The sequence below is a fragment of the Bradyrhizobium sp. PMVTL-01 genome (assembly GCF_051861855.1).
In the GTDB taxonomy this organism is placed as follows: domain Bacteria; phylum Pseudomonadota; class Alphaproteobacteria; order Rhizobiales; family Xanthobacteraceae; genus Bradyrhizobium.
In genome coordinates, this window is sequence record NZ_CP193982.1 from 7,850,203 (window position 1) to 7,874,510 (window position 24,308).

Consider the following 24,308-nt stretch of genomic DNA (forward strand, 5'->3'; position numbering starts at 1 on the left):
CCGGCGACAAATCGACATGGAAGCGCTCACAATCGGCCCGCAGGCCGTTGACGCGCGTCGCCAGGAGGATCGGATGGCACTCCCCGCCTTGCTCAAGAACAATCTGGAGCTGCCCGTCGTCGGCTCGCCGCTCTTCATCGTCTCCGGACCGGAGCTGGTGATCGCCCAGTGCAAGGCGGGCATCGTCGGCTCGTTTCCCGCGCTCAATGCCCGTCCGGTCGAGAAGCTCGAGGAGTGGCTGAGCCGGATCGAGCACGAGCTCGGCGAATACAAGTCGCGCAATCCCGGCAAGAAGGTGGCGCCCTACGCCGTCAACCAGATCTGCCATTCCTCCAACGACCGGTTGATGAAGGACATGGAAACCTGCGTGAAGCACAAGGCGCCCATCATCATCACCTCGCTGCGGCCGCCGGCGGAGATCGTCGAGGCCGCGCATTCCTATGGCGGGCTGGTGTTCCACGACGTCATCAACGTCAAGCATGCGCGCAAGGCCGCCGAGCAGGGCGTCGACGGCCTGATCCTGGTCTGCGCCGGCGCGGGCGGACATGCCGGCACGCTGTCGCCCTTCGCGCTGGTGCGCGAGGTCAAGCAATGGTTCGATGGCGCGATCCTGCTGTCGGGCGCGATCAGCGACGGTTTTGGCGTTGCGTCCGCGCTGACGCTGGGCGCCGACCTCGCCTATATGGGCACGCGCTTCATCGCGACGCAGGAAGCCAATGCCGACGAAGCCTACAAGTCGGCGCTGACGCAGCACGCCGCGCACGACATCGTCTACACCAACCTGTTCACCGGCGTGCACGGCAATTATCTGGGTCCCTCGATCGCCGCCGCCGGCCTCGATCCGGACAATCTTCCCCCCGCCGACAAATCGAAGATGAATTTCGGCTCCGGCGGCAACATGAAATCCAAGGCGTGGCGCGACATCTGGGGATCGGGCCAGGGCATCGGCCAGATCACCGACGCGCCGCCGGTCGCCGAGCTCGTCGACCGGCTGAAGGGCGAATTCGACCGGGCCCGGCAGGATTTCCTGATGCGCGCCAGTGCCTGACGTTTCTGACTGACAAGAACAACGGGAGGACATCATGAAGCTGGCAGCCGCCCTCATCGGCCTGACATTGCTGACGCTCGCGACCGGAACCGCCCGCGCCGAAGGCAGCAACGAGATCCGCATCGGGCAGACGCTGCCCTATAGCGGCCCGGCTTCCGGCTTCGGCGCTATCGGGCGAACGCAGGAGGCGTTCTTCGAGAAGGTCAATGCCGAGGGCGGCATCAACGGCCGCAAGGTCAAGTTCATCACGCTCGACGACGCCTACTCGCCGCCCAAGACCGTCGAGCAGACCCGCAAGCTGGTCGAGCAGGACGAGGTGCTGATGATGTTCGGCTCGCTCGGCACCGCCACCAACAGCGCCGTGCAGCGCTACCTCAACGGCAAGAAGGTGCCGCAGCTGTTCGTGCTCTCGGGCGCGACCAAATGGGCCGATCCGCAGAAATATCCGTGGACCATGCCCGGCATGGCCGCCTACGAATCCGAGGGCGTGGTCTATGCCAAGCACGTGCTGCGCACCAGGCCCAGCGCGAAGATCGCCATCCTGTCCCAGAACGACGATTTCGGCCGCGATTATGTCGCCGGTTTCAAGCGCGCGCTCGGCGAGAAAGGCGCCAGCATGATCGTGGCGGAGCAGACCTACGAGACCAGCGCACCGACGATCAGCTCGCAGCTCTCGACCCTGAAGGCGTCGGGTGCCGACGTGCTGTTCGGCGTCGTGCTCGGCAAGTTCACCTCGCAGATGATCAAGGGCGTCGCCGAGATCGGCTGGAAGCCCGAGCTGTTCTTCGTGCCGACCTCGGCCTCCTCGATCTCATTCCTCGAGCCGGCCGGGCTCGACAACGCGGTCGGCCTGATCTCGTCGAGCAACCAGAAGGACACGATGGACCCGCAATGGGCCAGCGATCCCGGCGTGAAGGAATACTTCGCCTTCATGAAGCAATACATGCCGACTGCGGACCTCTCCAACTCCAACTACGCGGCCGGCTACCACTATGCGACGCTGCTGATGAGGGTGCTGACGGCATGCAAGGATGATTTCAGCCGCGACAACATCATGCGCCAGGCCGCTTCGCTCAAGGAGGTGAAGCTGCCGCTGCTGCTGCCGGGCATGTCCGTCACCACCGGCCCCGATGACTATCTGCCGTTCCAGCAGCTGCAGCTCCGCCGCTTCAACGGCAAGAGCTGGGTCGGGTTCGGCGATGTGCTCGATGATCGCTAAACCGGAACAGGTGAGGACACGCCATGATCATCAGCGGTGAACGCCGGATCGGCTACGACGAGATCCACGCCCGCATCCGGCGCGCGGCGAGCGGGCTCCGCTCCCTTGGCCTGGCCGAAGGCGCTCCGATCGCCATGATGCTGCGCAACGACTTTGCGCTCTTCGAGGTGGTCGCGGCCTCCGCCGCGCTCGGCAGCCCGGTGGTGCCGATCAACTGGCATCTCAAGGCCGAGGAGGTCCGCTACATCCTGACCGACAGCGGCGCGACGATCCTGGTCTGTCATGCCGATCTGCTGCCGCAGATCCGGGCCGGCCTGCCCGAGGATGTCCGCCTGCTCGTCGTCGCGACACCGCCCGAACTCGCCGCGACCTTCGCCGTTCTGCCCGAGCTGACCCAAGCCCCGGCGGGACTGACCGATTGGGACCGCTGGCGCGACGGCCATCCGGAACATCGGGCCCCGCCTCGCCGTGCCACGGCGATGATCTACACGTCGGGGACCACGGGCATGCCGAAGGGCGTGCGGCGGATGCCGATGCAGCCCGAACAGGCGGCCGCCTCCGAGCGCGTCGGCGCGATCGCCTATGGCCTCAAGCCGCGCGACAACCAGGTCGTGCTGATCAACGGGCCGATGTACCACTCGGCGCCGCACTCCTACGGCATGCTGGCGTTCCGCAGCGGCTGCACCATCGTCCTCCAGGCGCGGTTCGACGCCGAGGAGCTGCTGGCCCTGATCGAGCGCCACCGCGTCACGCATATCCACATGGTGCCGACCATGTTCGTCCGGCTGCTGCGGCTGCCCGAGGCCGTGAGACGACGCTACGATCTCGCCTCGCTGCGGTTCGTGGTGCACGGCGCCGCGCCCTGCCCGCCCGAGGTGAAGCGGGCCATGATCGATTGGTGGGGACAGGTCATCAACGAATATTTCGGCTCGACCGAGACCGGCATCCCGGTGTGGCACTCGGCCGAAGAGGCACTGAGGAAACCGGGGACGGTCGGCCGCGCCATCGAAGGCGGCATCGTCAAGATCTTCCGCGATGACGGCAGCCGCTGCGGCGTCAACGAGGTCGGCGAGATCTACATGCGCCAGACGGCCGTGCCCGATTTCGACTATCACGGCAAGGCGCACGCCCGCGCCGAGGCCGGCCGCGATGGTCTCGTCAGCGTCGGCGACGTCGGCTATCTCGACGAGGACGGCTATCTGTTCCTGTGCGACCGCAAGCGCGACATGGTGATCTCGGGCGGCGTCAACATCTATCCCGCCGAGATTGAGAATGTGCTGATCGCAATGCCCGGCGTGCGCGACTGCGCCGTGTTCGGCATCCCCGACGCCGAATTTGGCGAGCGGCCGTGCGCCTTCGTCGAGCCGGAGCCCGGCGCCGACCTCTCGGCCGCCGCAGTTCAGTCGTTCCTGCGCGAGCGGCTCGCCAACTTCAAGGTGCCGAAGGAGGTCGAATTCCGCGATGCGCTGCCGCGCGAGGCAACGGGAAAGATCTTCAAGCGCAAGCTGCGGGATCCTTATTGGGCGGCTTGACTGGGAACTCGCACCTGGTCGGCGATTGACGCGATGTGTGCGGCCCGCTTCGCTACGGTTGCGGTCTCGTTCTTCGCCTCACGAGAGCTCGCTTCACGCGGGTGGACTGGCGCCGCGGACGTGTCGAATACAATCCGCTCGGGTAATACACGCGCCGAATGAATCCGAATGATGCTTCTGTCCACATCGATGCCGGCGCTACGTTCCGGCGGCGCGGGAAAAAGAAAATCGGCCAGGAACAGCAGCGCGACAAGCAAGCTGCCGACGAACAAGAAATAGCGAATGATAGGCATCTGAATTGGCAGCGCGTCCCGGTATTGGAGACGCTTCAACGGGAAATACCGGCAATTGTTCCTGCGCGCGGTCCTGGCGCGTGATCATCATGCACGTCACGCTGGGTGCGCGCTTTGATCGCGAACCGCGGAGCAACCAATCGGAAGCTCATCTGTTGTCGCCCGGCATAATCAACTGTCGGAGGACATAATGTCACGCCTACCCATGCTCGCCGCAGCACTCCTGCTGCTCGGATCAGTGCCCATCAGCGCACAATCGCAACCCGCGCAAAGCGGGCCGGGCAACAACGCGATCAACAGTGCCGACCAGAACAACTCGAACGCCCCCGTCGCGGGCCGCAACAGCTTCACCGAAGGCCAGGCGAAGTCGAAGATCGAAGCAGCCGGCTATTCCAATGTCTCCGGCCTGCAGAAGGACAATGATGGCGTCTGGCGCGGCAAGGCCGACAAGGCGGGAACCAAGACCGACGTCAGCGTGGACTTCCAGGGCAACGTGAACCCGACCAGATAAGCGGAGGACGCAACATGACCACCACCATTTCCAGACTCTATGACAACTATTCGGATGCGGAACGTGCAGTCACCCGGCTCGAGGCCGCCGGCGTGCCGCACTCCGACATCAGCATCGTCGCCAACAATTCCGACAATTGGTACGGCAACTCGACCCGCAAGGTCGATCGCGACCGCGACGGCGTCGACGATCGCGCCGAAGGTGCGGGCACTGGCGCCGGCGTTGGCGCCGGCCTCGGAGGCGCGGCGGGCCTGCTTGCGGGGCTCGGGCTGCTGGCTATTCCCGGACTCGGACCGGTCGTCGCTGCCGGCTGGCTGGCATCGACCGCAGCGGGTGCCGCGGCCGGCGCTGCAACGGGCGGCATCGTCGGCGCGCTGACCCAAGCCGGCGTGTCCAAGGACGATGCGTCCCGCTACGCCGAGGGCGTCCGCAGGGGCGGAACGCTGGTGTCGGCGAAGGTCCCCGATCAGGACCGCGCGCGTCTCGATGCCCTTCTGCACGAGAGGTCGGTGAACCTGCAGGATCGGAGCGCTGCCTGGCAAAAGACCGGCTGGACCGGCTTCGATGCCGCCAGCCCGCCGCTGTCGCCCGACGATGTCGGCCGTGAGCGCGAGCTGTATGGCGCGGGCACCCGAAGATAGTTGGCTTGCCACCTTCAGGCCGAACGGCAACTCAACTCGCAAGAAAGGCTCCACAAGGTGGAGCCTTTCCATTGTGCGAATACCCCGCCGCAGAGCAGCGCCTTCGCGGCTTGGGTCGGCTTCGCGCCGATCTTGGGGCGAAGCTTGACCGCAAGAAGAGCCGCGGGCGGTACGGCAGGTCTATCTCGACACGCTGCTGCGGCCGCATTCCGCCGGAGCAGGGCCATATGCTCTCGCTGCTCGGGTAAGGCGCTTTCGACGACCCGAGAACCGGTATAGCCTTTGACCTCTATAAGCGGAGCATGATCTCTTCGGAACCGCCGCAAACTTTGCGCTGCGCGGCCCTCCCGGTCCGGATCATGCTCAGAGGAAACGCCGCGAAGACGGCCATGAGGTCGCGCATGCTGGACAGGACGAAGGATATTTCCGTCGCCGCACAGGCCTGGCTCGACGAGTTCGAGCATTCGCTGGGCAAGCCTGATCGCGAAGCGCTCGACCGCCTGCTCGTCGCCGAATGTTTCTGGCGCGATGTGCTGGCGCTGAGCTGGAACCTGCAGACGGTCGCGGGTCGCGATTCCGTCGCGCAGGAGCTGGCGGCGCGCGCGCCCAAGGCGGCGCCGACGAATTTCAAGATCGCCCCGAACCGCGCGCCGCCACGCTGGGTGACGCGCGCCGGCACGAACACCATCGAGGCCATCTTCAACTTCGAGACCGCGATCGGCCGCGGCAGCGGCATCATGCGACTCGTCCCTGATGCCGCCGACGGCGACCGCCTGAAAGCATGGACGCTGCTCACCGCCCTCGACGAATTGAAGGGTTTTGAGGAGCAGCTCGGCACCTCGCGCCCGCGCGGCCAGGCCTATTCACGCGATTTCCGCGGGCCGAACTGGCTCGACCAGCGCAACGCATCGCGCGACTATTCCGATCGCGATCCGGCCGTGTTGGTGGTTGGCGGCGGCCAGGCGGGGCTCGCGATTGCGGCGCGGCTGAAGCAGCTGAAGGTCGATACCCTGATCGTCGATCGCGGGATCCGGATCGGGGACAATTGGCGCAAGCGCTATCACGCGCTCACCCTGCACAACCAGGTGCAGGTGAATCACCTGCCCTATATGCCGTTTCCGCCGAACTGGCCGGTCTATATCCCCAAGGACAAGCTCGCCAACTGGTTCGAAGCCTATGTCGATGCCATGGAGCTGAATTTCTGGACCGGCACCGAGTTCGAGGGTGGAGCCTATGACGAAGCCAGGGGCCACTGGACCGTCACGCTGCGCCGCGCCGACGGCAGCAGCCGCACCATGCGTCCGCGCCATGTGATCATGGCGACCGGGGTCAGCGGCATCGCCAACATTCCAGACATTCCGACCCTCGAGAATTTCAGGGGCACGCTGGTGCATTCCAGCCGCTACGAGGACGGCGAGAACTGGACAGGCAAGCGCGCCATCGTCATTGGCACCGGCAACAGCGGCCACGATATCGCGCAAGATCTTCATTCCAGCGGCGCAGAGGTGACGCTGGTGCAGCGCTCGCCGACGCTGGTCACCAATATCGAGCCGTCGGCGCAGCTCGCTTACGCCACCTACAATGAGGGCACGCTCGAGGACAACGATCTGATCGCGGCCTCGATGCCGACGCCGCTCGCCAGGAAGACGCATGTGATGCTGACCGAGCAGTCGAAGCAGCTCGACAGGGAGCTGCTCGACGGCCTTGCCGGCGTCGGCTTCAAACTCGACTTCGGCGAGGCCGGCACCGGCTGGCAGTTCAAATACCTCACCCGTGGCGGCGGCTATTATTTCAACGTCGGCTGCTCCAACCTGATCGTCGAGGGCAAGATCAGCCTTAGGCAGTTCTCCGACATCGAGAGCTTCTCGGCCGAAGGCGCACGAATGAAGGACGGCACGAACATCGCGGCCGATCTCATCGTGCTCTCCACCGGCTACAAGCCGCAGGAATACCTGGTGCGGAAATTGTTCGGCGACGCCGTGGCCGACCGCGTCGGCCCGATCTGGGGTTTTGGCGACGGCTTCGAGCTGCGCAACATGTATGCGCGGACCGGGCAACCCGGCCTCTGGTTCATCGCCGGCAGCCTCGCGCAGTGCCGCATCAACTCGAAATATCTCGCGCTGCAGATCAAGGCGATCGAGGAAGGGATGTTGGGGCGCGAGGTGAGTGCAACTTGAGCCGCGTCATTGCGGGCGCGGCGAAGCAATCAGGCTGTCCGCGCGGAGGGAGTCTGGATTGCTTCGCTGCGCCCGCAATGACGACGCGGATGCAGTCGAGCACGACAGAGACAGCGAGAGGAAGGACCACCCATGCCAGCCATTCTCGGCAGCGGCGAGCACCGCTACCGCGTCGTCGAAAATTTCGCGAAGCTGCCCGACGGCTGGCAGCTGACCGACGTCGCCTCCGTCGCCGTCGACAGCAAGGACCGGATCTACGTCTTCAACCGCGGCGTCCATCCGATGGTGGTCCTGGACCGCGAGGGCAACTTCCTCCGCAGTTGGGGCGAAGGCCTGTTCTCCCGCGCGCACGGCCTGCATATCGATGCCGACGACAATCTCTACTGCACCGACGACGGCGACCACACGGTACGCAAATGCACCACCGACGGCAAGGTGCTGCTGACGATCGGCATTCCCGCAAAGCCGGCGCCCTTCATGAGCGGTGAGCCGTTCCACCGCTGCACCCACACGGCATTGTCACCGAAGGGCGAGATCTACGTGTCCGACGGCTATGGCAATGCGCGCGTGCACAAGTTCACCCCCGACGGCAGGCTGATCAAGAGCTGGGGCGAGCCGGGCACCGATCCCGGTCAGTTCAACATCGTACACAACATCGCCACCGATGCCGACGGTTGGGTCTACGTCGCCGACCGCGAGAACCATCGCGTGCAGGTGTTCGACGGCGAAGGCAAGTACGAGACGCAGTGGAACAACCTTCACCGCCCCTGCGCACTGTGCTGCTGCGGTGGGGCCAAGCGCCCGACCTTCGTCATCGGCGAGCTCGGCCCCGGCCTCGACATCAACCGCAATGTGCCCAATCTCGGTCCGCGGCTGTCGATCGTCGATGCGCAGGGCAAACGCATCGCTCGTCTCGGCGGCGAGGAAGGTCCGGGCGTTGGCAGCGGCAAGTTCCTGGCGCCGCACGGCATCACGCTGGATTCGAGGGGCGACATCTATGTCGGCGAGGTCGGCGTCACCAACTGGAAGACGAGCTTTCCGGACGAGGAAACGCCGGCCGTGGTACGTGCGACGCGGTGCCTGCAGAAACTGGAGCGGGTGCTGGAATGAGGCACGGCGACCGCCCTGCGGTTCCGGGCCCGCCTCGCCCGCCCCTCACCGAATCACGGCGTTTTTGGGCGCTTCGCCACCGAGGCGCCGCATTGGCCACGGCTGAATAAGTCTCTCGACGGGCTTCACAATCCCGTCACGCTGCATGTAGTATGTCAACACATGCTGCTTCGCAGCGTACATTGGAGGCCGGGAGCGTTACTTGAACGCACATGTCTCGCAAGGCAGTTGGCCGGTGTTGGTGCTGAATGCGGACTTCCGGCCGCTGAGTTACTACCCACTGTCTCTGTGGTCGTGGCAGGACGCGATCAAGGCGGTGTTCCTCGACCGCGTCAACATCGTCGCCCATTACGATCAGGCGGTTCGAAGTCCCACCCTGGAAATGCAGTTACCGAGCGTCGTCTCGCTCAAATCCTTCGTCAAGCCGACCACCCATCCTGCCTTCACCCGGTTCAACGTCTTCCTGCGCGATCGTTTCGCCTGCCAATATTGCGGCTCGCCCGAAGACCTCACATTCGATCACATCATCCCGCGCAGCAAAGGCGGCCAGACCACCTGGGAGAACGTGGTCGCGGCATGCTCGCCGTGTAACCTGCGCAAGGGCAACCTCACCCCGGCGCAGGCAAAAATGTTTCCGCGCCAGAGCGCGTTCGCGCCGACCGTGCACCAGCTCCACCGTAACGGCCGCCTGTTCCCGCCGAACTATCTGCACGACAGCTGGCTGGACTATCTGTACTGGGATACGGAGCTGGATCCGTAGCGTCTGGTTTCACACCCCGATCGCATTCCGCGCCACCACGTCGCGATAGAACGCCGCGCTCAGCTTCGGCAGCCTCGCCTGGGTCTCGAAGTCGACCCGATAAAGGCCGAACCGTTTCCCGTAGCCGAAGATCCATTCAAAGTTGTCCATCAGGCTCCAGAGGAAATAGCCGCGGATCGGCACGCCTTCCGTGATCGCGCGCTGCATCTGGGTCAAATAGTTGCGCAGGAACATGATGCGGTCGAGGTCGTAGACCTGGCCGTCGGCGGCGATCCTGTCCTCGGACGAGGTGCCGTTCTCGCTGATGTAGATCGCCTCGATGTTCCAGATTTTTGCGGCAAGGCGGGGGGCCCAGTAGATCACCTCGGGGCCGATCCGCAGCCATTCCGAATTCATGTGCGGGAACGAGGTCGGGAAGGGCAGCACATGGAAGCCCGGCGCGCGGTCGGAGGCGGTGACGTAGAACTGCGGCGCGTAGATGTTGAGGCCGACGAAATCGTTCGGTGTGCCGATGATCTTCAATTCCTCCGCGGTGAATTTCGGCGCGTTCGCGCCGGCGTAGGCGAGGAAGCCGTCGGTGTACTTTCCCTCCAGCACCACGCCGAGGAATCCCGCATTGAGCTCGCGCGTCGCGATCTCGGCGGCGCGGATGTTGTCCGGCGTCGCGATCGCCGGCACGCAGGCGGCGATGTTCTCGGCTGCGCCAATTCTCGTGCCGGCCCGCGCCGAGGCGCGGATCGCCTGTACAGCGAGCCCATGCGCCAGCGCGACGTGATGGCGGGCCTGGTTGAGCTGCGCGGCCGGCAGCTTCAGGCCCGGCGCGTCGATGCCCCAGCCATAGCCGAAATTCACGAAGCGCCCGACCTCGTTGACGGTGAAGACGGTCCTGACGCGATCGGTCAGGCGCTCGGCAACATAGGTCGCGTAATCGGCGAAGGCCTTCGCGGTATCGCTCGACTGCCAGCCGCCGACGCGGTCCTGCAGCGCCTGCGGCAGGTCCCAGTGATAGAGCGTGGCGCAGGGCTCGATGCCGCTCGCGAGCAGCTCGTCGACGAGGCGGTTGTAGAAGTCGAGGCCCTTCGGATTGGGCTGGCCCGATCCATCCGGGAACACGCGCGGCCAGGCGATGGAGAAGCGATAGGCCTTGACGCCAAGCGCCTTGATCAGCGCGACGTCCTCCTTGTAGCGATGATAGTGCTCGTTGGCGCGGTCACCGGTCGAGCCGTCCTCGATCTTGCCGGGCGTGTGGCTGAAGATGTCCCAGATCGATTTGCCGCGTCCGTCCTCGTTGACGGCGCCTTCGATCTGGTAGGACGAGGTCGCCGTGCCCCACAGGAAATCCTTCGGGAAGGGCGCGGGCGCGTGGAGGTCAGTGGTCTCCGCGGCCCTGGCGCCGATTGCGGCGCCAAGCGCGGCGAGACCCGCAAGCCCTGCAAATTCGCGCCGCGAGACTTTTCCGGACATCGCTATCTCCGCGCCTGCTCCATATCGATCTGATAGACGGAAATCCTGTCGATCTCGAAGGCCACGCTCGGCGGCGATTCTGCGTCGACCGGCCCTACGCCAACAAAGAATTTCGATCCGATCGCCAGGTTCACAATCATGTACATGGGATCGTCGAAACCGATCGGCACGTTGATGTCGGACACCGGCCGACGGTCGATGAAATAGACCAGACGATCCTCCGCCCACAGCACACCGTAATTGTGGAAGCTGCTCGACGCATCGCCGACCGCGAAGTCGAAGCCGCAGGACTGGATCTTCTGGGTCGACGGAATCCGCCAATGCGTGGTCATGACGAGATCGCCCGGCCGCTCGCCGCGGCCTTCCAGCACGTCGACCTCGGGCGGCCAGCCGCCGTCGTCCGCCAGCATCCAGAAGGCCGGCCACACCGCATGGCCGACCGGGATTTTAGCGCGAATTTCGAAATAGCCGTGCTTCTGCGCGAACGTGCCCTGGGTGGTCAGGATCCCGGAAATGTACTCGTTGTTGAACAGAACCGACTTCAAGTCCGGCGGCGTGCGGCTGGCGACAATGGAGAGCACGCCGTCCTTGACCCTGAACGGATCGAGCCCGAGCGGCGCCGCTCCGCGGCCGGCATAACGCGGATCGACATAGATCTGCTGCTCGCCATTGGCGCTGGTCTTGCGCTTGAAGTCGGAGCCGTCGCCGCCCCAGTAGCGTGCCTCCGGCCACGCCGCGCCGCCGGCATAATGCGGCACCCAGCGCCCCGTCGCGAGCGGGTGCTCGTTGAAATCGTCGTTGAAGGTCCGGCGCAGCATCAGGAACGCGAGCGAGGTGGGATTGACGCTCTCCAGCCTGCGGCACTCGATCGTGGAGGGATCGGTGGTGACTTGCAGCGACATCGTGCCGGGCGCATCATCTGGATCGTCCTGCGCGACGGCAGGCACCGGCACGGCCGACAGGCCGATCGCGACCAGAGCGCCCTTCGTCCAACGGTCGATCATCATTTGACTTCGAAGATGTCAGGCGAGAAAGGTTAACGCCTCTGTATTTCGGCGCGCAAGTAAGGGCACGCCGCTCCGGCGGGCGATTAAGAAAACGGGGTACCGCTTGCAAAGCCGGGGCCCCCGACGAACTGCAAACAACGCATTGCCAGCGAATCCTGCGATAGTCGTTACGGTGTATTAAACCTCTGGTGGCAATCTGGCCGCGATCCGCAGACCTGCCTGCCAGGCCGCGGATCGCTCAGATCCGGGGTCGTCGCTGATGTTTGCCGAGACGCTTGAAGCGGTCCAATCCTCGCCGTCGAAGCGGACAATCTATGTCCGCTTCGTGCTCGCGGCGCTGGCGGTGATGGTTCTGTTCAAGACGTTCAGGTTCGGTCACTGGATCGTCTGGCAGGTCCACGAACTGTCCGATTTCGACGCCTTCTACATCGTCGCGCGAGAGATCTGGCACGGTCAAGTCGATCTGGCTTACCGGTTCGAGACCCTGATCAAGCTTCAGCAGGCATTTACCGGTTCGACCAGCTTCATGCCCTGGACTTATCCGCCGCATTTCGACCTGCTGTTGGCGCCATTTGCACTTCTGCCGGAGGGTATCGCCTATCTGCTGTTCGTCACGGTGACACTGACGAGCTATCTGCTCACGCTTCGTACGATTGCTGACAAGAATTTTGCGCATGTCCTGGTCGTCATGTTTCCCGCGCTCGCGATCACGGTCGGCTGCGGACAGAATGGCTTTCTCACGGGCACCTTGATCGGTATCGTCTGCCTCAATGTCGAGCGGCGCCAGGTCATGGCCGGTCTTGCGCTGGGCGCGATGGTGATCAAGCCGCATCTGGCCATCGCCGCGGGCTTCTACATGCTTGCGACGCGGCGTTGGACGGCGCTTGCCACTGCTACGACAGTCGTACTCGCGAGCTCGCTCGCCTGCACGTTGATGTTCGGATGGCAGATCTGGACCGCATGGCTCGGCGCAATCAGGGAATCGGCGATCTTCCTCGATCGCGGTTTTTATCCACTGTTCCGCATGGTCTCGACCTACGCCGCGCTCGGCCGGGCCGGCCTGCCCTCGAGTATTGCCTTTTGGGCGCAGGGGGCTGCCGCGAGCCTTGCCCTGTTTGCAGTCGCGCTTGCTGTCTGGCTCGGAACAACACGCAGGGCGTCGCCTGCGTTTACGATCGGTGTCGCCACCCTCGTCTCGGTGATGATCAGTCCCTACGCCTATGACTATGACTTGCCGATCATCGGGATCGGCCTCGCCTTGATACTTCCTGACCTCACGCAAATGGCGAATGCGCGAGAGCGCGGTTTCGTCTACGGACTGATCCTGCTTGCCGGCGCCTACGGAATGCTGCAATCAGCGCGGCTCGCCGCGCAGTTCGGCAGTGATGCGGATCTGACCGGAATGGAGGACAAGCTCGCGCCATCCATCGGGGGCTTCGCGATGATGGCGCTGCTGGCCCTGTTGCTGCGGCTCCTGTGGCGGGCAACGCAGCCTGTGGCCGCAGTACCTCAGCCGGCGGAATAATTCAGGCGCGCTGAAACGCCAATGTCGCGCCGAATCCATGGTAGCTCTCAGCAGGCGGACACTGGCAGCTACGCCTCGACCGGTGCATGCTGGCCATCGCCGGGCACGGAACCCGCCGCCCGGGTGCCCGTTCACAGGGAGGCCCGACGCCGATAACCGCGGGAGCGGTATCAGGGCCCCGCCACAGCCCAAGGGGAGACGCCTCATGCCTACAGCCGAAAATGACCACGTCTACAAGATCCTGGAACTGGTCGGATCATCCGAGACCTCGATCGAGGATGCGATCAAGAACGCCATCGGCCGCGCCGCCAAGACCGTCCGCGAGATGAAATGGTTCGAGGTGGTGCAGACGCGCGGCCACATCGAGAACAACGCGGTGCGGCACTACCAGGTGACGCTGCGGGTCGGATTTACGCTGGAGGGATGACGGGCCGAAGTCGGGCAAAGCCGTCTCGCCGCAGCGGCATGGTTAACATCTACTGGCGAGAGTCGATCAAGACCTATCGACCCGATCTGGTTGAATACGGACCGCGCACGATCATCGCGGATATTGCAACAGGCCGTTAAGTCGAAAATGAAAGGCTTGCTCCGATTTGGAGCAAGCCTGATGGTCACGAGCCGCGAACTCGGCACGACGCGCCTTCCGCTCTGGGCGGCGGGTTTCGTGGTGCTGATTTGCGTGACGATCCTCGGCTTGAGCGGCTGGCGCGAATGGGAGACGCGGAATGCCGATCTCAGGAACGCCGAGGTCGACATGGCCAATCTCGCGCATTCGCTGATTCAGCACGCCGACGACACGTTCGAGCTCGCCGATACGATCCTGGTCGGGCTGGTCTCACATCTGGCGGGCGACGGGTGCCTTCGCGCGCTGAGCCGGATTCTATCCGCCCACGCCAGGCGTCCCGCCGATCTCGCCGCCCGCTACGGCGGCGAGGAATTCGCCCTGTTGTTGCCGAACACCGGCCCGGACGGCTGCGCCGAGGTCGCCCAAGCGATTCGAAAGGCGCTGCACGATCTCGCCATGCTGCATGTGCAAGACCCGCCCTCTCGCCTGGTGACCGTCAGCTTGGGCGGCGCGGCAAGCCTCCCATCGGAGACCACGGCGGACTCCAGCACGCTGGTCGCGGCTGCCGACCGCGCGCTCTACGCCGCCAAGGACAGCGGCCGTGACCGGCTGGTGATGTCGGGACAGGTCGTCCCCTGGCGTGCGAAGACCGCGTGAGGGGATCGGACCGCTCACCAGGCGTAGCGAGCGCTGCGGCGCGCACCACAACCGTAGAGAGTCTCGGGTTTGCACTCTGTACTTTGGCGCGATATGACTGCGATCGCGGCCGGATGTTTTCGGCCAATCCAAGAGTGCTGTTGTGACCGACGGAATCAAGCTCGTCCTGTTCGACATGGACAATGTGCTCTGCGACTATGACAGGGCAAAGCGCGTCGCCTGCCTGGCAGAGCTGGCGGGAACGACCAGCGCGTTCGTCCACGAGGCGATCTGGGACAGCGGCTTCGAGGCGCTCGGCGATTCCGGCGCGCTCGATGCTGCGGACTATCTGCGAGGCTTCGGCGAGCGCATGGGCCATCCGCTGTCGCTCGATGAGTGGGTGGAGGCGCGGCGCAGTTCGATGCAGGCGAGTTCCGCGATGCTGGAGATCGTCCGCCGCCTGCGCGAGACCGTCGATGTTGCGGTGCTGACCAACAACACCACGCTGGTCACCGACCATCTCGACACGCTGCTGCCCGATCTGCGTCCGCTGTTCGGCTCGAGGATCTACGCCTCGGCCCGGACGGCGAAACCGGACCCGCGCTGCTATCGTCTCTGCCTGTCCGAGCTCAACGTGATGCCGCAGAACATCCTGTTCGTCGACGATCTCATGGCCAATGTCGCCGGCGCGCGCGAGGCGGGGCTATTCGCGCATCACCACACGTCGGTGGAGGCCTTCAGGCAGGCCCTCTCGGAATATGGCCTGCTTCAAGGACGAACATAACGTCGGTGAAGGCGTCCAGGCAGGCTCGGCCCCGGCGCGATCACCTGTCGTGGTTGGGGACCCATTCCTCCGCGGTCGAGTCCCAATGATGGGTGTCGTCGAAGTGCCGCCACGGGGGCCGCTGTGGTTTGGGCTCAGCGGGCTTTTTCCGCGGTTGGGGCATGAGCGCGCCAAGCCTCATCGTCCAGTCACGGGCGCTCTGTTCCCAGTACGGCCTGTTGAAGGGTGTCAGCATTCGGGGCCTCCTTCAGGGAAGAAGCGTGGCTATTCTAGCACCATCGGAGGCATGTGGTGTAAGATGCTTCACAGTCCGGAAATGAGTTTGTCCGCTCAGTCCAATGGGCGGCCAAGGGACCCTTGCCGCCCGCGTGCAGGACGACGCCCAACTCGCCCGTTCGAATTATTCCTCCCTCAGTTCAAAGATTAAGCGGCAGCGTGAAGGCGCCTACGCACGGCGCGCTGCACCATTACGCCAGATGACACGCCACGAAGTGCCCGCCCGCCCCCTCCTTCAGCTCGGGCGCGCTCTCGGCGCAGCGCGGCTGGGCGATCGGGCAGCGGGTGTGGAAGTGGCAGCCCGACGGCGGCTTCATCGGGCTCGGCACGTCGCCCTTGAGGCGGATGCGCTCGCGCTTGAGCTTTGGATCGGGCACCGGCACCGCCGATAGCAGCGCCTTGGTGTAGGGATGCTGCGGATTGCGGTAGAGATCGCTGGCCCTCGCCAGCTCGACGATGCGGCCGAGATACATCACCGCGACGCGGTCGGAGATGTGCTCGACCACTGAGAGGTCGTGCGCGACGAACAGATAGGTCAGGTTCAGCTCGGCCTGGAGATCTTCCAGCAGGTTGATGACCTGGGCCTGGATCGACACGTCGAGCGCCGAGACCGGCTCGTCGCAGACGATCAGCTTCGGCTCGACCGCGAGCGCGCGCGCGATCACGATGCGCTGGCGCTGGCCGCCGGAGAATTCATGCGGATAGCGCCGCATGTGCTCGGCCTTCAGGCCGACCTTCACGAGCAGGCCCGCGACGCGCTCCTCCCGCTCCTTGGCCGACGAGGCCAGATTGTGGATGGTGAAGGCCTCGCCGAGGATGGCGCCGATCGTCATGCGCGGATTGAGCGAGGCGAACGGGTCCTGGAACACCAGCTGCATGTTCCGCCGCATCGCGCGCAGATCGTTGCCGCCGAGCTTGCGCACATCCTGGCCGTCGAAGGTGACCTCGCCGTCGGTCGGCTCGATCAGTCGCAGCACGCAGCGGCCCGTGGTGGACTTGCCGCAGCCGGATTCGCCGACCAGGCCGAGCGTCTCGCCGCGATTGACCGAGAACGACACGCCGTCGACCGCATAGACGGTGCCGACCTGGCGCGACAGCAGGCCACCGAGCACGGGGAAATGTTTCTTCAGGCCGCTGACGCGGAGCAAGGGCTCGCTCATGCAGCGCCTCCCAACTGTGTATCGCCGAGGTGACAGGCCATGCGATGGCCCGGTGAGACCTCGCGGAGCAGCGGCTCCTTCTCGATGCAGACGTTCATGGCGAACTTGCAGCGCGGCGCGAAGCGGCAGCCGACCGGCGGATTGATCAGGATCGGCACCGAGCCACCGATCGCCTCCAGGCGCGTCTTGTGTTCGCTGTCGAGATCGATGCGCGGGATCGAGCGGATCAGGCCTTGCGTATAGGGGTGACGGGGATCGCCGAAGAGATCGTCGACGGGCGCCTCCTCCACCACCTTGCCGGCATACATCACGACGACGCGCTGCGCGGTCTCGGCGACGACGCCCATGGCATGGGTGATCAGCATCACCGCCATGCCGAAGCGCTCCTTCATGTCCTGCAAGAGGTCGAGGATCTGCGCCTGGATGGTGACGTCGAGCGCCGTAGTGGGCTCGTCGGCGATGATCAGCTTCGGCTTGCAGGCGAGCGCCATCGCGATCATCACGCGCTGACGCATGCCGCCGGAGAACTGGTGCGGATAATTGTGCACGCGGCCTTCGGCGTTGGGGATCTGCACCAGCTTCAGCATCTCGATGGTGCGGTCGAGCGCCTGCTTCTTCGTCACGGCCTCGTGCCGGCGCAGGCTCTCGGCGATCTGCTCGCCGATGGTGAGCACCGGATTGAGCGAGGTCATCGGCTCCTGGAAGATGAAGCCGATCTCCTTGGCCCTGATCTCGTCGAGCTGATTGCTGGTCAGCGGCACGAGATCGCGGCCCTCGAAGAGGATCTGGCCGGCCGCGATGCGACCCGGCGGCATCGCGATCAGCTTCAGGATCGACATCGCGGTCACGGTCTTGCCGCAGCCGGATTCGCCGACGACGCAGAGCGTCTCACCCTTGTTGATGGAGATATCGACGCCGTCGACGGCCTGGAGGATACCGTCGTCGGTGGAGAAGTGGGTCTTCAGGCCCTTGATCTCGAGCAGCGGCGCCATCAGATCACCCGTCGCGCGTCGAGCGCGTCCCGCAGGCCGTCGCCGATGAAGTTGATGGCGACCACCGCGATGAAGATCGCGCCGCCCGGGAACAGCGCCCAGTGCGGACCGATGTCGAGAAAGTCCTTGGCGTCATACAGCAACCGTCCCCAGGTCGGAGTGTCGGGCGGAAAGCCGAGACCGAGGAAGGACAGCGTCGATTCCGCGATGATGGCGGCGGCGACGTCGATGGTGCCGGCGATGATCACCGGGCCGACCGCATTCGGCAGGATGTGGCGCACCACCTGCCGGACCGGGCTGGCGCCGAGCGCGCGGGCCGCCTCGACGAACTCCTTCTCGCGGATCGACAGGAACTGCGCGCGCACGAGCCGCGCCACCGGCATCCAGCGCAGGCCGCCGATCACGAGCACGATCAGGATGAAGATGCCGCCTTCGGGACCGAACACCTGCTTCAGCCCGTCACGGAAGAGGTAGATGAGCAAAAGCAGCAGCGGCAGTTGCGGCAGCGACAGGAAGAGGTCGGTGAGCCACATCAATCCATGCCCGAGCGCACCACGCGACATGCCGGCGAGCGCGCCGATCAGCGTGCCGATGAAAACGGAGACCAGCATCGCGGCGAGCCCCACCGCGAGCGAGATGCGGCCGCCATAGATCATGCGCGCCAGAATGTCCTGGCCGAGATCGTCGGTGCCGAACGGATGGGCGAACGACGGCCCCTGCATGCCCGCGACAATGTCGATGTCGTTGATCTTCACGCGCCACACGAACGGCCCGAGCACGACGGCGAGCACCAGGATGAGGAGCAGGAAGGCGCTGACGACGGCGAGCTTGTGGCGGCTGTAGCGCCGCCACGTCTCGCGCCAGGGCGAGTAGACCCCCCGCTCAGCGGAGGGAGATGCGAGGGTCAAGCCAGCCATAAAGGACGTCCGCGATGAGGTTGAACAGCACCACGAGGCACGCGAAGACGAAGGTGACGGCCATCACCACCGGCGTGTCGTTGGAAAGGATGGAGGAGATCAGCAGCGAGCCGATGCCGGGGATACGGAAGATCTGCTCGGTGACGATGGCGCCGCCGAACACCGCGGGCATCTGCAGCGCGATCAGCGTGACCACGGGGATCATGGCGTTGCGCATCACGTGCTTGACGATCACCGTGGCCTGGCCGAGACCCTTGGCTCGCGCCGTGGTGACGTAGTCGAGCCTGATGACGTCGAGCATCGCCGAGCGCACGAAGCGCGTCATCGACGCCGCCTGGAACAGCCCGAGCACCGCCACCGGCATGACGGCCTGACGGATCATCTCCAGCACCCAGTGGATGCCGGTGGCCTTGATGTCGGTGGTGTAGACGAAGGGCAGCCAGTCCAGCGTGACCGAGAAGATCAGGATGAACAGGATGCCGGTGAAGAAGGTCGGCAGCGAGAAGCCGACGAAGGCGAGCGTGTTGGCGATCTGGTCGAATAGCGAATAGGGCTTCGTCGCGGCATAGACGCCGACCGGAATCGCGATCAGCAGCGCCAGGATCTGCGCCGAGCCGATCACGTAGAGCGTGGCCGGCAGGCGCTGCAGGATCAGCGTGTCGACGTTCATCCGGCTGACGAAGGAGAAGCCCCAATCGCCGTGCACCATCGCGTTGAGCCAGTGCAGGTAGCGGAGGTAGATCGGATCATCGAGGCCGAACTTCGCCCGAAGCGCGAGAGCGACTTCGGGCGGAACGTTCGGATTGGTCGCGAGCTCCGAGAAGGGGTCGCCCGGAGCGAGCGCGAGCACGACAAACAGCACCAGCGAGATTCCCAGCAAGCTGGGAATCGCGATCAGGAGACGACGCAGGACGTACTGAGTCATGAGGGAAGGACCCGCCTAGCCGCGCGTGATCATTCCTCGCGGTACCAATCGTGCAGATTGTCGGTTTCGTTGGCCCAGCCGCTGACGATCGGCCGCAAATTGTTGGCCGCGGCCTCCACCTTCAGCCGATGCTGCACCGGGATGAATACGGTGTCCTGGTACATGAGGTCGTTGGCCTTGATGTAGTGTGCCGCGCGCTTGAGCGGGTCCATTTCGCTTTCGGCAGCCTCGATCGCCGCGTCGTACTCCTTGTTGACCCAGCGCGGGAAGTTCGTGCCCTGCCACTTGTTCTCCTTGGTGGCGACGTTGGTGGACAGATAGCGGCGCATGTGCTGCGACGGGTCCGGCTGGCTCAGCGGAATCTGGAACATCTCGATGTCCGCATAGAACTTCGCGTAGGTATCGGGATTGGCGACGTCCGAGGAGAAGAAGACCGACGCAACGACCGACTTCAGTTCGACGTCGATGCCAGCCTTCTGGCAGGCCTGCTTGACGATCGCCTGCGTCTTCTGACGGGGACCGTTGATCGAGGTCTGGTAGAGCAGCTTCAGCTTCTTGCCATCCTTCTCGCGGATGCCGTCCGCGCCCGGCTTCCAGCCGGCGTCGTCCAGCAGCTTCGAGGCCTTTTCGACGCTGAATTCCCAGGTCGTGTTCTTGGAGACGAACTTTTCGGGACCGTTGAGGAAATTGGCGGTGGTACGGCCGGCGCGGCCATAGATCGCCTTCTTGACGGACTCGCGATCGACCAGCAGCGACAGCGCCTTGCGCACGGCGGGATCGGAGAACAGCGGATGCTTGGTCTTCATCGACGAGCGCTCGCCGTCGACCTCCGCGTTGGGATCGGTGAAGTTGAGCGCGATGAACTCGGTGTCGCCGCCGACGGCGTAGACGGTCTTGCCCTTGCCGCCCTTCTCGAGGCGCAACAGGACGTCGTCCTCGACCTGGATGTTCCAGCCGAAATCATATTCTCCAGTCTGAATCACCGCCCGCGCGGCCGAAACCGCATCGCCACCGCCCTTCATCTCGACCGTGTCAAAATAGGGGCGGTTCGGCATGTGATAATCGGGATTGAGTTGCCCGCGGACGAGATCACCGGGCTTGAACTCGACGAACTTGTAGGGACCGGTTCCGACCGGAGAAAGGTTGGCCGGCGCTTCCCGCGACTTGCTCCCCGTGTAGTCGGCGAAGAGATGCTTGGGAATGATGGTGTTGGGCGCTCCGACAAAGGCGTCGGCCCAGAACGGCGTCGGCTTCTTGAAGAGAATGCGGACCGTGAGGTCGTCCACTTTCTCCACGGTGATGTCGCGGTGCGTCGCAATGGTCAATGCAGAGGTCGCCGGGTCCTTGGCGTACTCCCAGTTGAAGACGACGTCATCCGCGGTGAACGGCTTGCCGTCATGCCACTTCACGCCGGGCTTCAGCTTCCACGTCACCGACTTGCCGTCGGCTGCGAGCAGACCGTTCTCGATCGACGGAATTTCCGCCGCGAGCACCAGCTTCATGTTGCCATCCGGATCCCAGCAGGCGAGCGGCTCGTAGAACAGGCGCGAGCCGTCCTGGTCCTTGGTGCCGGTGGCGAAGTGCGGATTGAGCAGGGTCGGGCCCTGCCACCACAGCAGCTTCAGCGCACCACCGCCGCCACGCTTGGTCGGCTTGTAGGTCGACGGGCCCTCCGCCATGGCGACGCCGCCGAGCGCGAGGATCTGGTTGGCCAGGGGGGCGGTGAGCCCGACCGCGGCCATGCGCTTGATGAAGGCGCGGCGATCCATCCGCCCGTCCTTCACCTCGCCGATCATCGAACGCAGTTCTTTATCCAGCATGGTTGTCCCCCGTCTGGTTCCCGTATGGATGCAGGCGGCCGCGAGAGGCGGCCGCCGGGTTTGGCTGGCGGTAGATGGCACACCGATTAGGGGGCACGTCAACTGGGACCGTGTGTATGCAAACGGTCTTCTGGCTGTCCGTTGGGCAAAACCGTGTTCCGCAGCCCAGGCGCTCGGCAATCCCGCGCCAAAACGGCCGGAAACCGCGCTGCACTGCGGAAAATTTGTTCGCCGGATCAGACGAAGTATCGAGACGGAATTCTATGCCACGGACATGTCGAGCGGAGGCGCGACATGGTCCGGCAGCGGACAGACGTAAGGTGTCTTGGCCGTGCGCTTCTGAAGATCGGCTTTGGCGGCCTTGATCAGCTCGGGATCCGTCAGCGCCTTGATGCCGAGCCCGGCCATCGCCTTGGCCGCCTGTACCATGGCCTTGTGCGCGTGCGGGCTCTTGCCCTGCGCCACTACCTGCCAGGTGTGGAAGGGCGTGCCGATTGCAACCGTGGGTGCGTGAACCTGCACGGTCGGCACTACCCAGCTGACGTCGCCGACGTCGGTCGAGCCGACAAGCGGGTTGCGCTTGGCATCGAGCGGCACCAGGAAGTCGGCCAGCGGCCGATCGGTCGGCTCCATGCCGATCGCGTAGTAGACCGAGGAGATGTCCTTGTCGCTCAGCGTCGCGCGGATCTCCGTGGCAAAGCTCTTGTCCGCATCGTCGAAATGCGGCGGACCGAGCTCTTCCATGACCCGGTGCAGCGCCTGCTCCAGCGGCGCGTTCGGCAGGATGTTGGAGACCGCGGAGATGATCTTCATCTCGACCTTGGTCTCGGTCATCAACGCGGCCCCCTGCGCGATCTTGGACACGCGCTCGACCAGCTCGTTCATGCCGGGAAGATCGCGGGCGCGGATCGAGTAGCGCACGCGGGCATGCGCCTGCACCACGTTGGGCGCGATGCCGCCGGTGTCGAGCAGCGCATAGTGCACGCGGGCGTCGCTCGGCATGTGCTCGCGCATATAGTTCACGCCGACATTCATCAGTTCGACGGCATCGAGCGCGGAACGGCCGAGATGCGGCGAGGCCGCCGCATGCGACGTGCGGCCGGTGAAGATGAAATCGGCGCGCGTGTTCGCGAGTGACGGCGTCACCGCCACTTCCCAGAAGCTGTGCGGATGCCAGGTGATGGCGATGTCGGCGTCTTCGAACGCGCCGGAGCGCACCATGAAGGCCTTTGCCGCGCCGCCTTCCTCGGCCGGACAGCCGTAATAGCGCACGCGACCCGGCACCTTGTTCTCGGCGAGCCAGTCCTTCACGGCGGTCGCGGCGAGCAGCGCGGCAGAGCCAAGCAGGTTGTGACCGCAGCCATGGCCATGGCCGCCGGCTTCGACCGGACGGTGTTCCGCAACGCCAGCCTCCTGACTGAGGCCCGGCAACGCATCATATTCGCCCATGAAGGCAATGACCGGTCCGCCGTCGCCCCATTCGCCCATCAGCGCGGTCGGAATGCCGGCGACTTTCTCGGTGATACGGAAGCCCTGATGACGCAGCTCGGCGAGATGTTCGGCGGCGGACCGCGCCTCGGTGTAGCACACCTCGGGCGTGCCCCAGACCTTGTCGCTGAGGTCGATGAAACGCGCCTTGATCGTGTCGACGCCACGCCAGATGTCGCTGCGGTTGTCCATGCTCCGGTCCATGATCCCTTGGTCAAACGAAGCGGCAATGGTTAGCAGCTTCATTGCAGCCCGCCTAGCACCTCGCCGGACAGCAGCCATGCGGCCGGTCCCGGATCGCGCGGTTGCCCGCCCCCGGTGCACGAGGTGTTTCGGTGCGTTTCGAGGATTTCATGCGGCATTCTCGGGAATTGTTGAGGAGCGAGGCTTTCAAGACGGCCCTCTCCGGCCTAAATTATCCACGCTTCGCGCATCGTCCCGCGCCAACGGCGACGCGATGCCCTCAGCCAGGAGAACTCCATGCCCGCCCTGACCGAATGGAGAGTGCCGCCGGCCAATCAGCCGCGCGCGAGCGATTACGGATTCGATCTCGACCGCGCGCTCGCCTCCGTCGTCGGCCTGCACGCCATCGTCCCGCCGGACGCATTCAGCGCCGAGACGCTGGGCACCGAACGCGCCGGAAACGGCGTTGTGATCGATAACGGCCTGGTGCTGACCATCGGCTATCTCATCACCGAGGCGGAATCGGTGTGGCTGCACCTCGCCGACGGACGTGTCGTCGAGGGGCACGCCCTCGGCTTCGATTCCGTCACCGGCTTCGGCCTCGTGCAGGCACTCGGTCGTCTCGACGTCGCCCCCCTGCCGCTCGGCAACTCGGCCGATACCCGCGTCGGCGACCGCGTCGTGCTCGGCGGCGCCGGCGGCCGCACGCGATCGGTTGCAAGCCAGATCGTGGCCAAGCAGGAATTCGCCGGCTACTGGGAATATCTGCTGGATGAAGCCGTCTTCACCTATCCCGCGCATCCGAACTGGGGTGGCACCGGCCTGCTCAACGAGCGCGGCGAGCTGATCGGCATCGGCTCGCTCCAGCTCGAGCGTGAACGCGACGGCAAGGCCGAGCACGTCAACATGGTCGTGCCGATCGATCTCTTGAAGCCGATCCTGGAGGATCTGCGCAAGTTCGGCCGCGTCAACAAGCCGGCGCGACCCTGGCTCGGGCTTTACTCGACCGAGATCGACAGCCGCGTGGTGGTGATCGGGATCTCCGCCAACGGCCCGGCCGCGCGCGCCGAGCTCAAGACGGGCGACGTCATCCTCGCGGTGGACGGCGACAAGGTCACGAGCCAGACCGCTTTCTACAGGAAGATGTGGGCTCTCGGCGCCGCCGGGGTCGACGTGCCGCTGACCGTGCACCATGAAGGCGTCACCTTCGAGGTGACGGTGACCTCGACCGACCGTTTCAAGCTGTTGAAGGCGCCGAAGCTGCATTGACCCCAA

Annotated in this window: 21 protein-coding genes and 1 pseudogene; 13 read left to right on the forward strand and 9 right to left on the reverse strand. The window is 64.8% G+C overall.

What is annotated here, in order from left to right:
- The first annotated feature begins 73 nt into the window (after positions 1 to 73).
- Genes ACRQ5Q_RS37820 through ACRQ5Q_RS37830 form a run of 3 tightly spaced genes read left to right on the forward strand, consistent with a single transcriptional unit; the run spans position 74 to position 3,799 of the window.
- Positions 74 to 1,048, forward strand: a complete 975-nt coding sequence (locus ACRQ5Q_RS37820) for an NAD(P)H-dependent flavin oxidoreductase (RefSeq protein ID WP_439370675.1) — start codon at positions 74 to 76, stop codon at positions 1,046 to 1,048.
- A 34-nt stretch (positions 1,049 to 1,082) separates the two neighbouring features.
- Positions 1,083 to 2,267 (forward strand): ABC transporter substrate-binding protein, encoded by a 1,185-nt coding sequence (locus tag ACRQ5Q_RS37825; RefSeq protein WP_439394885.1) that lies wholly within the window; start codon positions 1,083 to 1,085, stop codon positions 2,265 to 2,267.
- 23 nt (positions 2,268 to 2,290) lie between these two features.
- Positions 2,291 to 3,799 carry an acyl-CoA synthetase gene (locus ACRQ5Q_RS37830; RefSeq protein WP_439394886.1) on the forward strand — a complete coding sequence of 503 codons (1,509 nt, stop codon included), beginning with the start codon at positions 2,291 to 2,293 and terminating at the stop codon, positions 3,797 to 3,799.
- Here ACRQ5Q_RS37830 and ACRQ5Q_RS37835 read toward each other — a convergent pair.
- Entirely contained in the window at positions 3,784 to 4,131 is a 348-nt protein-coding gene (locus tag ACRQ5Q_RS37835) for a hypothetical protein (protein ID WP_439394888.1), read from the reverse strand. The genes ACRQ5Q_RS37830 and ACRQ5Q_RS37835 overlap by 16 nt on opposite strands.
- Positions 4,132 to 4,282: 151 nt before the next feature.
- Between ACRQ5Q_RS37835 and ACRQ5Q_RS37840 the strand changes: the two genes are divergently transcribed.
- The 5 genes from ACRQ5Q_RS37840 (at position 4,283) to ACRQ5Q_RS37860 (ending at position 9,291) form a co-directional block, all read left to right on the forward strand.
- The gene (locus ACRQ5Q_RS37840) at positions 4,283 to 4,603 is read left to right on the forward strand and encodes a hypothetical protein (protein ID WP_439370680.1); all 321 of its coding nucleotides are present in this window, start codon (positions 4,283 to 4,285) and stop codon (positions 4,601 to 4,603) included.
- A 14-nt stretch (positions 4,604 to 4,617) separates the two neighbouring features.
- The gene (locus ACRQ5Q_RS37845) at positions 4,618 to 5,244 is read left to right on the forward strand and encodes a hypothetical protein (protein WP_439370682.1); all 627 of its coding nucleotides are present in this window, start codon (positions 4,618 to 4,620) and stop codon (positions 5,242 to 5,244) included.
- A gap of 401 nt (positions 5,245 to 5,645) precedes the next feature.
- On the forward strand, positions 5,646 to 7,421 hold the full coding sequence (locus tag ACRQ5Q_RS37850; RefSeq protein ID WP_439394890.1) for a flavin-containing monooxygenase: 1,776 nt from the start codon (positions 5,646 to 5,648) through the stop codon (positions 7,419 to 7,421).
- 132 nt (positions 7,422 to 7,553) lie between these two features.
- On the forward strand, positions 7,554 to 8,531 hold the full coding sequence (locus ACRQ5Q_RS37855; RefSeq protein WP_439394892.1) for a peptidyl-alpha-hydroxyglycine alpha-amidating lyase family protein: 978 nt from the start codon (positions 7,554 to 7,556) through the stop codon (positions 8,529 to 8,531).
- A 202-nt stretch (positions 8,532 to 8,733) separates the two neighbouring features.
- Positions 8,734 to 9,291: an HNH endonuclease gene (locus tag ACRQ5Q_RS37860; RefSeq protein WP_008543309.1), complete on the forward strand. Its 558-nt coding sequence runs from the start codon at positions 8,734 to 8,736 to the stop codon at positions 9,289 to 9,291.
- Between the two features lie 9 nt (positions 9,292 to 9,300).
- Here ACRQ5Q_RS37860 and ACRQ5Q_RS37865 read toward each other — a convergent pair whose 3' ends face one another.
- Positions 9,301 to 10,755, reverse strand: coding sequence for a GH1 family beta-glucosidase (locus ACRQ5Q_RS37865; RefSeq protein WP_439394894.1), 1,455 nt, complete (start codon positions 10,753 to 10,755; stop codon positions 9,301 to 9,303).
- A 2-nt stretch (positions 10,756 to 10,757) separates the two neighbouring features.
- Positions 10,758 to 11,759 carry a glycoside hydrolase family 16 protein gene (locus tag ACRQ5Q_RS37870; RefSeq protein WP_439375703.1) on the reverse strand — a complete coding sequence of 334 codons (1,002 nt, stop codon included), beginning with the start codon at positions 11,757 to 11,759 and terminating at the stop codon, positions 10,758 to 10,760.
- A gap of 262 nt (positions 11,760 to 12,021) precedes the next feature.
- Here ACRQ5Q_RS37870 and ACRQ5Q_RS37875 point away from each other — a divergent pair, with 262 nt between their 5' ends.
- The 4 genes and pseudogenes from ACRQ5Q_RS37875 (at position 12,022) to ACRQ5Q_RS37890 (ending at position 15,272) form a co-directional block, all read left to right on the forward strand.
- Entirely contained in the window at positions 12,022 to 13,287 is a 1,266-nt protein-coding gene (locus ACRQ5Q_RS37875) for a glycosyltransferase family 87 protein (protein WP_439394896.1), read from the forward strand.
- A 205-nt stretch (positions 13,288 to 13,492) separates the two neighbouring features.
- Complete coding sequence (locus tag ACRQ5Q_RS37880; RefSeq protein WP_439370688.1) at positions 13,493 to 13,714, forward strand: dodecin; 222 nt, start codon at positions 13,493 to 13,495, stop codon at positions 13,712 to 13,714.
- A 411-nt stretch (positions 13,715 to 14,125) separates the two neighbouring features.
- Positions 14,126 to 14,509: pseudogene (locus tag ACRQ5Q_RS37885) on the forward strand (diguanylate cyclase domain-containing protein); the annotation flags it as partial.
- 142 nt (positions 14,510 to 14,651) lie between these two features.
- Positions 14,652 to 15,272 (forward strand): HAD family hydrolase, encoded by a 621-nt coding sequence (locus ACRQ5Q_RS37890; RefSeq protein WP_439394897.1) that lies wholly within the window; start codon positions 14,652 to 14,654, stop codon positions 15,270 to 15,272.
- Positions 15,273 to 15,739: 467 nt separating this feature from the next.
- Here the strand turns inward: ACRQ5Q_RS37890 and ACRQ5Q_RS37895 are convergent, their stop codons facing one another.
- The 6 genes from ACRQ5Q_RS37895 to ACRQ5Q_RS37920 all read right to left on the reverse strand — a co-directional run bounded on the left by ACRQ5Q_RS37895 (position 15,740) and on the right by ACRQ5Q_RS37920 (position 23,042).
- Complete coding sequence (locus ACRQ5Q_RS37895) at positions 15,740 to 16,708, reverse strand: ABC transporter ATP-binding protein (RefSeq protein WP_439370691.1); 969 nt, start codon at positions 16,706 to 16,708, stop codon at positions 15,740 to 15,742.
- Positions 16,705 to 17,700: an ABC transporter ATP-binding protein gene (locus ACRQ5Q_RS37900; RefSeq protein ID WP_439370693.1), complete on the reverse strand. Its 996-nt coding sequence runs from the start codon at positions 17,698 to 17,700 to the stop codon at positions 16,705 to 16,707. Before ACRQ5Q_RS37900 ends, ACRQ5Q_RS37895 begins: the two co-directional genes overlap by 4 nt.
- Positions 17,700 to 18,617 carry an ABC transporter permease gene (locus ACRQ5Q_RS37905; RefSeq protein ID WP_439370694.1) on the reverse strand — a complete coding sequence of 306 codons (918 nt, stop codon included), beginning with the start codon at positions 18,615 to 18,617 and terminating at the stop codon, positions 17,700 to 17,702. The genes ACRQ5Q_RS37900 and ACRQ5Q_RS37905 overlap by 1 nt, the downstream gene beginning before the upstream one ends.
- Positions 18,583 to 19,542: an ABC transporter permease gene (locus ACRQ5Q_RS37910; RefSeq protein ID WP_439370696.1), complete on the reverse strand. Its 960-nt coding sequence runs from the start codon at positions 19,540 to 19,542 to the stop codon at positions 18,583 to 18,585. The genes ACRQ5Q_RS37905 and ACRQ5Q_RS37910 overlap by 35 nt, the downstream gene beginning before the upstream one ends.
- A 29-nt stretch (positions 19,543 to 19,571) precedes the next feature.
- Entirely contained in the window at positions 19,572 to 21,362 is a 1,791-nt protein-coding gene (locus tag ACRQ5Q_RS37915) for a peptide ABC transporter substrate-binding protein (RefSeq protein ID WP_439394899.1), read from the reverse strand.
- Between the two features lie 261 nt (positions 21,363 to 21,623).
- Positions 21,624 to 23,042 (reverse strand): M20 family metallopeptidase, encoded by a 1,419-nt coding sequence (locus ACRQ5Q_RS37920; protein WP_439394901.1) that lies wholly within the window; start codon positions 23,040 to 23,042, stop codon positions 21,624 to 21,626.
- Positions 23,043 to 23,330: 288 nt separating this feature from the next.
- Here ACRQ5Q_RS37920 and ACRQ5Q_RS37925 point away from each other — a divergent pair, with 288 nt between their 5' ends.
- Positions 23,331 to 24,302, forward strand: coding sequence for a S1C family serine protease (locus ACRQ5Q_RS37925; protein WP_439394902.1), 972 nt, complete (start codon positions 23,331 to 23,333; stop codon positions 24,300 to 24,302).
- Positions 24,303 to 24,308 lie beyond the last annotated feature (6 nt).

Excerpts from the sequence above, each read along its gene's own strand:
- ACRQ5Q_RS37820 (WP_439370675.1), top strand. The coding sequence starts at position 74 with ATGGCACTCCCCGCCTTGCTCAAGAACAATCTGGAGCTGCCCGTCGTC.
- ACRQ5Q_RS37825 (WP_439394885.1), top strand. The coding sequence starts at position 1,083 with ATGAAGCTGGCAGCCGCCCTCATCGGCCTGACATTGCTGACGCTCGCG.
- ACRQ5Q_RS37830 (WP_439394886.1), top strand. The coding sequence starts at position 2,291 with ATGATCATCAGCGGTGAACGCCGGATCGGCTACGACGAGATCCACGCC.
- ACRQ5Q_RS37840 (WP_439370680.1), top strand. The coding sequence starts at position 4,283 with ATGTCACGCCTACCCATGCTCGCCGCAGCACTCCTGCTGCTCGGATCA.
- ACRQ5Q_RS37845 (WP_439370682.1), top strand. The coding sequence starts at position 4,618 with ATGACCACCACCATTTCCAGACTCTATGACAACTATTCGGATGCGGAA.
- ACRQ5Q_RS37850 (WP_439394890.1), top strand. The coding sequence starts at position 5,646 with ATGCTGGACAGGACGAAGGATATTTCCGTCGCCGCACAGGCCTGGCTC.
- ACRQ5Q_RS37855 (WP_439394892.1), top strand. The coding sequence starts at position 7,554 with ATGCCAGCCATTCTCGGCAGCGGCGAGCACCGCTACCGCGTCGTCGAA.
- ACRQ5Q_RS37865 (WP_439394894.1), bottom strand. The coding sequence starts at position 10,755 with ATGTCCGGAAAAGTCTCGCGGCGCGAATTTGCAGGGCTTGCGGGTCTC.
- ACRQ5Q_RS37870 (WP_439375703.1), bottom strand. The coding sequence starts at position 11,759 with ATGATCGACCGTTGGACGAAGGGCGCTCTGGTCGCGATCGGCCTGTCG.
- ACRQ5Q_RS37875 (WP_439394896.1), top strand. The coding sequence starts at position 12,022 with ATGTTTGCCGAGACGCTTGAAGCGGTCCAATCCTCGCCGTCGAAGCGG.
- ACRQ5Q_RS37880 (WP_439370688.1), top strand. The coding sequence starts at position 13,493 with ATGCCTACAGCCGAAAATGACCACGTCTACAAGATCCTGGAACTGGTC.
- ACRQ5Q_RS37895 (WP_439370691.1), bottom strand. The coding sequence starts at position 16,708 with ATGAGCGAGCCCTTGCTCCGCGTCAGCGGCCTGAAGAAACATTTCCCC.
- ACRQ5Q_RS37900 (WP_439370693.1), bottom strand. The coding sequence starts at position 17,700 with ATGGCGCCGCTGCTCGAGATCAAGGGCCTGAAGACCCACTTCTCCACC.
- ACRQ5Q_RS37905 (WP_439370694.1), bottom strand. The coding sequence starts at position 18,617 with ATGGCTGGCTTGACCCTCGCATCTCCCTCCGCTGAGCGGGGGGTCTAC.
- ACRQ5Q_RS37910 (WP_439370696.1), bottom strand. The coding sequence starts at position 19,542 with ATGACTCAGTACGTCCTGCGTCGTCTCCTGATCGCGATTCCCAGCTTG.
- ACRQ5Q_RS37915 (WP_439394899.1), bottom strand. The coding sequence starts at position 21,362 with ATGCTGGATAAAGAACTGCGTTCGATGATCGGCGAGGTGAAGGACGGG.
- ACRQ5Q_RS37920 (WP_439394901.1), bottom strand. The coding sequence starts at position 23,042 with ATGGACAACCGCAGCGACATCTGGCGTGGCGTCGACACGATCAAGGCG.
- ACRQ5Q_RS37925 (WP_439394902.1), top strand. The coding sequence starts at position 23,331 with ATGCCCGCCCTGACCGAATGGAGAGTGCCGCCGGCCAATCAGCCGCGC.